9 protein-coding genes are annotated in these 10,302 nt (G+C 73.5%); 7 read left to right on the top strand and 2 right to left on the bottom strand.

Annotated elements, in window-relative coordinates; genetic code table 11:
- Positions 1–79 precede the first annotated feature (79 nt).
- Both MHW47_RS26060 and MHW47_RS26055 read left to right on the top strand, forming a co-directional pair.
- Positions 80–1,492 (top strand): NADP-dependent succinic semialdehyde dehydrogenase, encoded by a 1,413-nt coding sequence (locus MHW47_RS26060; RefSeq protein ID WP_239226210.1) that lies wholly within the window; start codon positions 80–82, stop codon positions 1,490–1,492.
- Between the two features lie 22 nt (positions 1,493–1,514).
- Complete coding sequence (locus MHW47_RS26055) at positions 1,515–3,896, top strand: phosphoketolase (protein WP_239226209.1); 2,382 nt, start codon at positions 1,515–1,517, stop codon at positions 3,894–3,896.
- A 72-nt stretch (positions 3,897–3,968) separates the two neighbouring features.
- Here the strand turns inward: MHW47_RS26055 and MHW47_RS26050 are convergent, their stop codons facing one another.
- Entirely contained in the window at positions 3,969–5,084 is a 1,116-nt protein-coding gene (locus MHW47_RS26050) for a chemotaxis protein (RefSeq protein WP_239226208.1), read from the bottom strand.
- 193 nt (positions 5,085–5,277) lie between these two features.
- Between MHW47_RS26050 and MHW47_RS26045 the strand changes: the two genes are divergently transcribed.
- Positions 5,278–5,802 carry a hypothetical protein gene (locus tag MHW47_RS26045; protein WP_239226207.1) on the top strand — a complete coding sequence of 175 codons (525 nt, stop codon included), beginning with the start codon at positions 5,278–5,280 and terminating at the stop codon, positions 5,800–5,802.
- Positions 5,803–5,838: 36 nt separating this feature from the next.
- Here MHW47_RS26045 and MHW47_RS26040 read toward each other — a convergent pair whose 3' ends face one another.
- Complete coding sequence (locus MHW47_RS26040) at positions 5,839–6,669, bottom strand: endonuclease I family protein (RefSeq protein ID WP_239226206.1); 831 nt, start codon at positions 6,667–6,669, stop codon at positions 5,839–5,841.
- Positions 6,670–6,919: 250 nt separating this feature from the next.
- Here MHW47_RS26040 and MHW47_RS26035 point away from each other — a divergent pair, with 250 nt between their 5' ends.
- The 4 genes from MHW47_RS26035 to MHW47_RS26020 form a co-directional block, all read left to right on the top strand.
- Entirely contained in the window at positions 6,920–7,120 is a 201-nt protein-coding gene (locus MHW47_RS26035) for a hypothetical protein (RefSeq protein ID WP_239226205.1), read from the top strand.
- Positions 7,121–7,203: 83 nt separating this feature from the next.
- Positions 7,204–8,361 carry a methyltransferase gene (locus tag MHW47_RS26030; protein ID WP_239226204.1) on the top strand — a complete coding sequence of 386 codons (1,158 nt, stop codon included), beginning with the start codon at positions 7,204–7,206 and terminating at the stop codon, positions 8,359–8,361.
- Positions 8,362–8,410: 49 nt separating this feature from the next.
- Positions 8,411–9,346, top strand: coding sequence for an oxygenase MpaB family protein (locus tag MHW47_RS26025; protein ID WP_239226203.1), 936 nt, complete (start codon positions 8,411–8,413; stop codon positions 9,344–9,346).
- A partial coding sequence (locus tag MHW47_RS26020; RefSeq protein WP_239226202.1) for a serine/threonine-protein kinase occupies positions 9,328–10,302 on the top strand: 975 nt, incomplete at its 3' end. The genes MHW47_RS26025 and MHW47_RS26020, both read left to right, overlap by 19 nt.

Here is a 10,302-nt window from a genome sequence, read left to right as displayed (position 1 = left end):
TTCGCCCGCGAGCAGCCGGTGTTCCGGCGGGCCCCCGCGCGCGGCACGGTCGAAGTACCGAGGCAAGGAGGCCACAGTCATGCCCATCGCGACGGTCAACCCCGCGAACGGCGAGACGCTCAGGACGTTCGACGCCCTGGGGGACTACGGGATCGAGCAGCGGATCGCCGCGGCCGACGCCGCCTTCCGCGACTACCGCACCACCTCATTCGGCGAACGGGCCCGGCTGCTGGGCCGGGCGGCCGACCTGCTGGACGAGGACCAGCGGGACATCGCCCGCACCATGACCCTGGAGATGGGCAAACCGATCACCGCCGCCCGCGCCGAGGCCGCCAAGTGCGCCAAGGCGATGCGCTGGTACGCCGCCCGCGCCGAGGAACTGCTCGCCGACGAGCACCCCGCGCCCGCCGACGTCGAGGACTCCGGCGCGGTACGCGCGTACGTCCGCTACCGCCCGCTGGGCCCCATCCTCGCCGTCATGCCGTGGAACTTCCCGCTCTGGCAGGTCGTGCGCTTCGCCGCCCCCGCCCTCATGGCGGGCAACACCGGCCTGCTGAAGCACGCCTCCAACGTGCCGCAGACCGCGCTCTACCTCGGCGACCTCTTCCGCCGCGCGGGCTTCCCGGCCGGCTGCTTCCAGACCCTGCTGGTGGGCTCCAAGGCCGTCGAGGGCATCCTGCGCGACCCCCGCGTCGCCGCCGCGACCCTGACCGGCAGCGAACCGGCCGGGCGTTCCGTCGCCGCGATCGCCGGCGACGAGATCAAGCACACCGTCCTCGAACTCGGCGGCAGCGACCCCTACCTCGTCCTGCCCTCCGCCGACGTCGCCAAGGCCGCCCGCACCGCCGTCACCGCCCGCGCCCAGAACAACGGCCAGTCCTGCATCGCCGCCAAGCGGTTCATCGTGCACACCGAGGTGTACGAGGAGTTCGCCGAGCGCTTCACCGTCGGCATGCGCGAACTGACCGTCGGCGACCCGCTGGAGGAGACCACCGACGTCGGGCCGCTCGCCAGCGAACAGGGCCGCGCCGACATCGAGGAACTGGTGGACGACGCCGTGCGCCGGGGCGCCGAGGCCCTGTGCGGCGGCGGCCGCCCCGAGGGCCTGGCCGGCGGACTGGAGAACGGCTGGTTCTACGCCCCCACCGTCCTCGCCGGCATCACCCCCGAAATGCGCATCCACCGCGAGGAGACCTTCGGACCGGTCGCCTCCCTGTACCGCGTGGACAGCCTCGACCAGGCCGTCGAAGTCGCCAACGACACCTCCTTCGGGCTCAGTTCCAACGTATGGACCCGCGACGCCGGCGAGGCCGAGCGCTGCGTCCGCGACCTGCAGGCCGGCGGCGTCTTCTTCAACGGCATGACCGCCTCCCACCCCGCCCTGCCCTTCGGCGGCGTGAAGCGCTCCGGCTACGGGCGCGAACTCGCCGGACACGGCATCCGCGAGTTCTGCAACGCCACCACCGTCTGGTACGGCTCCGAGCCCCGCTGACCGCCCGCAGAGAGGCACGACCATGAGCGACGCCCCACCGCGGCCGGCCGGCCCGAGCGACGAGGAGATCGACGCCCTCGACGCACACTGGCGGGCCGCCAACTACCTGGCCGCCGGGCAGATCTACCTGATGGACAACCCGCTGCTGACCCGGCCGCTCGCCCCCGAGCACATCAAGCCCCGGCTGCTCGGACACTGGGGCACCTCACCGGGGCTCAACCTCGTCTACACCCACCTCAACCGCCTCGTGCGCGCCCGCGGCACCCGCGCCCTGTGCGTCTGGGGCCCCGGCCACGGCGGGCCCGCCGTCCTCGCCGGGTCCTGGCTGGAGGGCAGCTACTCCGAGACGTACCCGGACATCGGCCGGGACGCCGACGGCATGGGCCGGCTGTTCAAGCAGTTCTCCTTCCCCGGCGGCGTCCCCAGCCACGTCGCCCCCGAGACGCCGGGCTCCATCCACGAGGGCGGCGAACTCGGCTACTCCCTCGGACACGCCTACGGGGCCGCGCTCGACCACCCCGAGCTGCTGGTCACCTGCGTCATCGGCGACGGCGAGGCGGAGACCGGACCGCTCGCCGGGTCCTGGCACGCCAACAAGTTCCTCGACCCCGTCCACGACGGAGCCGTCCTGCCGGTCCTCCACCTCAACGGCTACAAGATCGCCAACCCCACCGTGCTCGCCCGCCTGCCGCACACCGAACTCGACGCCCTGCTGCGCGGCTACGGCCACGACCCGCTCTACGTGGAGGGCGACGAACCGCGCGCCGTGCACCGGGCCATGGCCCTCGCGATGGACCGGGCGGTGGACCGCGTCGAGGAGATCCAGGCCGCCGCCCGGTCCGGCGGCGACACCGGCCGGCCGCGCTGGCCGATGATCGTCCTGCGCACCCCCAAGGGCTGGACCGGGCCCGCCGACGTGGACGGGGTGCCCGTCGAAGGCACCTGGCGCGCCCATCAGGTCCCGCTGGCCGGTGTCCGCGACAACCCCGACCACCTGCGCCGCCTGGAGGAGTGGCTGCGCTCCTACCGGCCCGGTGAACTCTTCGACGCCGACGGCCGCCCCACCGCGCAGGTGCTGGCCTGCGTGCCCGAGGGCGACCTGCGCCTGGGCGCCTCCCCGTACGCCAACGGCGGGCTGTTCCTGCGCGACCTGCCCATCCCGGACCTGGACGGTTTCGCCGTCCCGGTCGAGCGGCCCGGCGCCACCGCGCACGAGCCCACCCGCGTCCTGGGCGGCCTCCTCGAAGCCGTCATGGCGGCCACCGCCGACCGCAGGGACTTCCGCCTCGTCGGCCCCGACGAGACCGCCTCCAACCGGCTCGACGCGGTCTACGCGGCCAGCGGCAAGGCCTGGCAGGCCCGCACCCTGCCGACCGACGAGCACCTCTCGCGCGACGGCCGGGTCATGGAGGTGCTGTCCGAGCACCTGTGCCAGGGCTGGCTGGAGGGCTACCTGCTGACCGGCCGGCACGGGCTGTTCTCCTGCTACGAGGCGTTCGCGCACATCGTGGACTCGATGGTCAACCAGCACATCAAGTGGCTGCGCACCTCGCGCCGGCTCGCCTGGCGCCGGCCCATCGCCTCCCTCAACTACCTGCTCACCTCGCACGTCTGGCGCCAGGACCACAACGGCTTCTCGCACCAGGACCCCGGGTTCGTCGACCACATCCTCAACAAGAGCCCCGAGGTCGTCCGCGTCTATCTGCCGCCCGACGCCAACACCCTGCTCTCCGCGGCCGACCACGCGCTGCGCAGCCGGGACTACGTCAACGTCATCGTCGCCGGGAAGCAGCCGGGTTTCGACTGGCTCACCCTGGACGAGGCACGGGTGCACTGCGCGCGCGGCGCCGGCGTCTGGGAGTGGGCGGGCACCGAGGACGGCGGACGCGAGCCCGACGCCGTGCTCGCCTGCGCCGGCGACGTACCCACGCTGGAGACGCTGGCGGCCGCCCAGCTGCTGCGGCGCCACCTGCCGGAGCTGGCCGTACGGGTGGTCAACGTGGTCGACATCGCCCGGCTCATGCCGCACTCCGAGCATCCGCACGGGATGCCGGACTCCGAGTACGACGCGCTGTTCACCCGGGGGAGGCCGGTCGTCTTCGCGTACCACGGCTACCCCTGGCTGATCCACCGGCTGGCCTACCGCCGGGCCGGCCACGGCGAGCTGCACGTGCGCGGCTACAAGGAGGAGGGCACCACCACCACGCCCTTCGACATGGTCGTCCGCAACGACCTCGACCGCTACCGGCTGGTCATGGACGTCATCGACCGCGTCCCCGGCCTCGGCGTCCGCGCGGTGGCGGTGCGTCAGCAGATGGCGGACACCCGCACCCGCCACCACGCCTGGGTCCGCGAGCACGGCACCGACCTGCCCGAGGTCGCCGGCTGGTCCTGGGAGGGCTGAGCGCACGGACACGGCCGGGGCCCGGACGGAGAGTTCCGTCCGGGCCCCGGCCGTGGGTCCGCGCGCGCCGCTTCAGAACCGCAGTTCCGCCGCGATCCGCCCGTGTCCCCTGAGGGAGTCGTCGGCGACGAAGCAGACCTCGGCGCCGCTGTCCAGCGCCGCCTCCACCAGCTCGTCCACGATGTCCTCGCGGACGGTGGGGTCGGCCGGGTCCACCACCTCGTCGGTGACGGGCCGCAAGTGCTCCTGGTCCACCCGGACCGTCTGCTGGAAGTGCTCCTCCACCGCGACCAGCCCGGCGCGCCCCTCGCGCACCGCGGCCCACACCTCGTCGAGGCCCCCGGCGAACGCCTTGCGGCCGCGCGCCGCGTCGAGCCTGGCGTCGATCTCCGTCGCGAAGTGGGCGCGCCGGGCCTCCAGGGCGGGGCGCAGCTCGGTGAGCAGGTCGCGGGGAGCGTTGTCGGACGGCGCGCCCTTGGTGACCCGGCCCACCGCGTCCTTCGCGCACTGGCCCGCCTCGTCGAAGAGGGCGAGCGCGGGGGCGATGCCGACCAGGTACAGCGGGCGCGGGTCGGTGGCCAGGACCGCGCGCAGCTTCTCGTCGACCGTGCGCAGGAAGAGCTTGGTGTCCTCGTTGGCGAAGTTGCTCGGGGTGTCGCCGGTCCGCTCCATGCGCTGCGGGTTGAACTCCTCGCGCGGGGCGGTCAGCGGGAAGCCCCCGACGTGGGCCTCCTGCACGGACTCGGCCGTGCCGCTGAACAGGGCGGCGTGGTCGGCGGCCACGGTCAGCGCCCAGAAGGGCCGGGCCTGCGCCTTCGCGGCGACCAGGTTGCGGGTGAGATAGCTGTCGCTCAGCACCACCCGTTCGGGTGCGGTACGCGGCAGTCGCCAGATCCGGTACTCGTCGGCGGTCGCCAGCAGCACCAGCGCGTCCAGGGCCCGGCGCTGGTCGAGTTCGCCGACGGCGCGTTCGAGCTGCTGCTTGATCGCGGCGCACGTCTCGCGGGAGACGGCCGGGTCGGCCTCCAGCCGGTTGTGGGCCTCGGACAGCAGGTTGCGCAGCCGTACGGGGTCCTGGGCGTTGTCCGGGGCACGCCGGTGGGTCGGCATGGTCAGGGACAGGGCCGGATAGGGCCTGGTCGCGCGCAGCTCCTGCAGCAGGCCGGCGGTCAGGGCGTCCGTGTCCATGGGTTCCCTCCCTGGGGAATTGCGCACCGCGTACGCAGCGGGTGATTCCAACGAGTCAATTCATACCTTTCGATCATAAGATGGGCGAGTTGGTCATTCCGGGTGCGAGGAGCCCTGCTTCCCGGCGCCCGCCTCAGTGGACGGAGCGTTTGTGAACCGGACCGGCCCCGTGCGGCGTCCCCTCCGAGGTCGCGTGACCCGCGGCCTGACCCCCGTCGCGCTCACCGCGCTGCTCGCCGCGGGCGCCGCTGCCTGCGGCGACTCCGACACCTCGTCACCGGGCACCGCCCGGTCCACCCGCACGTTGTCCGCCGAAGCGGAGGCGAGCCCGAGCGCCAGTCCGAGCGGGCGCAGCCAGGAGGAGTTCGCCGCCTCGGTCTCCGCCGAGGCGGAGCGCAACCGGCAGAAGGCCGAGGCGACGCTCAAAGGGGTGAAGGGCAAGGGCGACGCGGCCGGCGACGTCTCCGTCAGCGGCGTCGCCGTCCGGGCCGGGGAGCAGTTCCGCAGCGCCCTGGTGCGGGTGACGAACAAGGGCGGCGAGGCGGCGTTCTTCGCGGTGCGCGTCGAGTTCGTCGACGCCTCGGACAAGGTGCTGGACTCCGTGGTGCTCGGCTTCTCCGACGTACCGCCCGGGCAGACGGTCAGCGAGCACGCGAACAGCAGGAAGGCCGCCGGCGTCAAGTCCTTCCCCCGGGTCGCGCAGGCGCAGCGGGGCTGACGGCCGGCGGCCCGTACGCCGCTCAGCGGGAGGCCGTCACCAGATGGCCTCCACCCACTCCGGGTGGTCCACGAACGGGTTCCGGTTGTGCTGGTACCGCTCGTATATGACGTCGTTGCGGCGCTTCTCGAAGGTGTCCGGCGGGTCCTGCTCGTTCCACTGCTTCAGTACGGAGAGCCGCCCCATGTACGGCGCGGACCCGTTCGACACCCTGTCGTTGGGTTCCAGGTCGGGGAAGGCGTCGTCGCCCTCGTAGCGCACCGCCATGTAGAGGATCATGCGGGCCACGTCGCCCTTGACGGCGTCGCGCGGTTCGAAGGAGTCGCCGTCGGTGTAGTTGCCCGGCGCGTTGCTCAGCTGGCTGCCGCCGTTGTCGAAGTCCTTGTTGCCGCGCGTGGAGTTGACCTGGACGTCGGCCGGGCGCAGGTGGTGGATGTCGGTGCCGGGGCCGGTGGCGGTGCCGAAGTCGCCGTGGGACTTGGCCCAGACGTGCTCCCGGTTCCACTGGCCGACGTTGCCGCCGTTGTCGCTCTTGGGCTCCGAGCGCCCGGTGTACAGCAGGATGACGTGGGAGGAGTCGGACGGGTCCTCGTCGGTGTCCTTCAGGGCGTTCCAGACCTGGCTGTACGTGAGCCTGCTCTGGTCCTTGATGATCGTGTGCAGGGCGCTCTTGAGCGCGGACCCGGTCTTGCCGGTGGCGCCCTCGTAGTACGTGTCGTCGAGCGCGGAGAGCGAGGAGGAGGGGGAGGCGGCGGTGGCGGGGGCCGGTGCCGGGGCGGGCGCGGCGGCGGCCGTGCCGGTGAGCGCCGCGAGGACGGCGAGCGCGACGGGCAGGGCGCTGCGCGCGGGAAGGTGACGACGGGACATGTGGGGTGTCCTCTCCGGGAAATGCACGCACCGCGGCGCCGTCGGGGGTGGGGAAACGGTTCCGCGGTGCACGGTGTCCGCTATGTGTACGCGGGAGCGTCCCATGCGGACCGTCACGATGTGTGAACACCGCGTATCTATCATGTGCAGGTCAAGTGAGGGGGCGGGGGCCTCCCGGCGGGCCCCGCCCCGCCTCGGATGCGGCGGCTCCGGCGGCGGGCGAGAATGACGGCAAGGAAAAGGAGGCGGCATGAGCGACGAGTCCGATTCCGTATCCAACATCCGAGGGGTGACCCCGGACGACCTCTTGCACACCGGGGCCACCGACGAACCCTCCGCGGAGGACCTGGTGCTCGCCTCGGGGAAGGACCTCACCCCGGCCAACCTGGAATGGGCGGAGCGCACCCTGGCCAGGGAGGGCCGGGCGGCCCTCGACAAGCGACTGCCGTAGCCGGCGGCAGGGCGCGGCGGCCGCGGCCGCCGCGCCCCACGGCAGCACGGGCGCCGGGCCGGCTCGGTTAGCCTGAACGCACAATGAACCGTTTGACGACGTCGGCGGGCGGTTACGACCTCGCCCGCTTCCCCGAGGACCCCCGCGACCCGTTCCGAGCCTGGGACGCGTCCGACGCCTATCTGCTCCAGCACCTGGAGAGCCCCGAGGGCGCCCTCCCGGACGGGCCGGCGGGCGACGTCGTCGTGGTCGGGGACCGCTGGGGCGCCCTGAGCACCGCCCTCGCCAGCCACCGCCCGGTCCAGATCAGCGACTCCTACCTCGGGCAGCGGGCGACCGCCGCGAACCTGGAGCGCAACGGCCTGCCCGCCGACGCGGTGCGCCTGCTCTCCCCGCGCGACACCCCGCCGGACCGCGTCGGCGTCCTGCTCGTGCGCGTACCCAAGAGCCTGGCGTTCCTGGAGGACCAGCTGCACCGGCTCGCGCCCGCCGTGCACGCCGGCACCGTCGTCATCGGCACCGGCATGGTCAAGGAGATCCACACCTCGACCCTCGCGCTGTTCGAGCGGATCATCGGCCCCACCCGCACCTCCCTCGCCCTGCGCAAGGCCCGGCTCATCCACTGCACCCCGGACCCGGCCCTGCCGCGCACCCCCAGCCCCTGGCCCCTGCGCTACGAACTGCCCCCGGACGCCGGAGCCGCCGCCGGGCGCACGGTCACGAACCACGCCGGGATCTTCTGCGCCGACCGGCTCGACATCGGCACCCGCTTCTTCCTCAAGCACCTGCCGGACCGCACCGGCCCCGACCGGGTCGTGGACCTCGGCTGCGGCAACGGCGTCCTCGGCCTCGCCGCCGCCCTCGCCAACCCGGACGCCACCCTCACCTTCGTCGACGAGTCCCACCAGGCCGTCGCCTCCGCCGAGGAGACCTTCCGCGCCAACACCGGCCCCGGTGCCCGCGCGTCCTTCGTCGTCGGGGACGCGCTGGCCGGCGCCGAGCCCGACAGCGTGGACCTCGTCCTCAACAACCCGCCGTTCCACTCGCACCAGGCCACCACCGACGCCACCGCCCGGACGATGTTCCACGGCGCGCGGCGGGCCCTGCGCCGGGGCGGCGAGCTGTGGGTCGTCGCCAATCGGCACCTGGGCCACCACACCACCCTGCGCCGCGTCTTCGGCAACTGCGCCACGGTCGCGGGCGACCCCAAGTTCGTGGTGCTGCGCGCCGTCAAACGCTGAGCACCGCCCCGGTACGGACCGGACGCCACCGAGCGGGAGGGAACCCCCCATGACGGAAGCCGACCCCGGACTCTTCGGACCCGCGTCCGTCACCTGGCAGCTGCACGCCGACCCGATGATGTGGATCGCCGGGGTGCGCGCCCTCTACCTCCAGGCGCTCCACCCGCTCGCGGTGCGCGGCGTCACCCAGAACTCCGACTTCCGGGACGACGCCTGGGGCCGGCTCATGCGCACCGCGGGCTTCGTCGGCACCGTCACGTACGGCACCACCGAAGCCGCCGAGAAGGCCGGCGCGCGGGTCCGCAGGATCCACCGCCACCTCAAGGTCACCGACCCGGCGACCGGCCGCACGTACGGCGTGGACGAGCCCGAACTGCTGCTGTGGGTGCACTGCGCCGAGGCGGACTCCTACCTCCAGGTCCTCCTCCGCTCCGGCTACCCGCTCACCGCCCGGCAGGCCGACCGGTACATCGACGAGCACCGGCACAGCGCCCGCCTGGTCGGCCTCGACCCCGGCGACGTCCCCGCGACGACCGCCGAACTGGCCGCCTACTTCGACCGGGTACGGCCCGCCCTCGCCCGCACCCCGGAAGCGCTGGACGTCGCCCGCTTCCTGCACCGGCCGCCCGTCCACCCCCTCCTCGTCCCGGCCCGCGCCGTGCTCTGGCGGCACGTGGCGACCCTCGCCCACCAATCCCTGCCCCCGTTCGCCCACGCGCTGTACGGCAGGGCCGCGCCGCCGCCCGCCGCGGTGGACCGGAGGCTGCGCGCGACCGGCGCCCTCCTGCGCGCCGTGCCCGCCCGGCTGCGGTGGCGGCTCCCGCCCGGTCACATCATGGGCGCGATGGCGCGTCTCGGGCCCGGCAGCCGCCCCACCCCGTACACACTGATGAGGCAGGCAGCCATACTGGACGCGCCGGGGAGCGCGCGGCGACGGCGGGCGGAACGACGGGGGCGGCAACAGGGATGGCGGAGACCAGGCTGATCCAGAGCCGGTACCGGCTGCTCGACCTGATCGGGCGGGGCGGCATGGGCGAGGTGTGGCGCGCCCGGGACGAAGCGCTGGGCCGCCAGGTCGCCGTCAAATGCCTCAAGCCGATGAGCGGCCGGCACGACGAGGACCACACCCGCATCGTCCGCGAACGCTTCCGCCGCGAGGCGCGGGTCGCCGCCGCCCTCCAGCACCGCGGCGTCACCGTCGTCCACGACTTCGGCGAGTACGAGGGCGTGCTCTACCTCGTGATGGAGCTGCTGGACGGCCGCAACCTCAGCCAGCTCCTGGAGGACAACGAGCAGAACCCGCTGCCCGTGGACGACATCGTGGACATCGCCGAACAGGTCGCCGACGCCCTCGGCTACACGCACCAGCAGGGCATCGTCCACCGCGACCTCAAGCCCGCCAACATCATGCGGCTCTCCGACGGCACGGTGAAGATCTGCGACTTCGGCATCGCCCGCCCCGGCCACGGCATCCCGGTCACCTCCCGGCTCACCGGGGTCGGCGTCGCCATGGGCACCCCGCACTACATGTCCCCGGAGCAGATCAGCGGCGGCCAGGTGGACCACCGCAGCGACCTCTACTCGCTGGGCTGCGTGCTCTACGAGATCGCGACCGGCGCCCCGCCCTTCGACATGGAGGACTCCTGGGGCATCCTCGTCGGCCACCGCGACACCACGCCCGAGCCGCTGCGCTCCCGCCGCGCCGAACTCCCCGGGTTCTTCGACCGGGTCGTCCTGGACCTGCTCGCCAAGACCCCGGAGGAGCGCCCGGCCGACGCCCACGACCTGCGGCGCCGCATCGCCGTCGGCCGCACCGGCGAACACCCCTTCGCGGAGCCGGCCGGCCAGGCCCCGCCCAGCCCGAACGGCCGCGGCCCCGCCGTCCCCGTACCGCCCGCCTGGGCGGCCACCATGACCGGCGGCCACAAGGCCACGGTCACC

Source organism: Streptomyces sp. OfavH-34-F (assembly GCF_022347745.1).
Lineage (GTDB): Bacteria > Actinomycetota > Actinomycetes > Streptomycetales > Streptomycetaceae > Streptomyces.
The sequence above is the reverse complement of the archived record's forward strand: the minus strand, read 5'-3'. Positions and strand labels throughout refer to the sequence as shown.

What these genes read in the sequence shown, in the direction of transcription:
- MHW47_RS26060 (WP_239226210.1), top strand. Translation starts at nt 80, where the DNA reads ATGCCCATCGCGACGGTCAACCCCGCGAACGGCGAGACGCTCAGGACG.
- MHW47_RS26055 (WP_239226209.1), top strand. Translation starts at nt 1,515, where the DNA reads ATGAGCGACGCCCCACCGCGGCCGGCCGGCCCGAGCGACGAGGAGATC.
- MHW47_RS26050 (WP_239226208.1), bottom strand. Translation starts at nt 5,084, where the DNA reads ATGGACACGGACGCCCTGACCGCCGGCCTGCTGCAGGAGCTGCGCGCG.
- MHW47_RS26040 (WP_239226206.1), bottom strand. Translation starts at nt 6,669, where the DNA reads ATGTCCCGTCGTCACCTTCCCGCGCGCAGCGCCCTGCCCGTCGCGCTC.
- MHW47_RS26035 (WP_239226205.1), top strand. Translation starts at nt 6,920, where the DNA reads ATGAGCGACGAGTCCGATTCCGTATCCAACATCCGAGGGGTGACCCCG.
- MHW47_RS26030 (WP_239226204.1), top strand. Translation starts at nt 7,204, where the DNA reads ATGAACCGTTTGACGACGTCGGCGGGCGGTTACGACCTCGCCCGCTTC.
- MHW47_RS26025 (WP_239226203.1), top strand. Translation starts at nt 8,411, where the DNA reads ATGACGGAAGCCGACCCCGGACTCTTCGGACCCGCGTCCGTCACCTGG.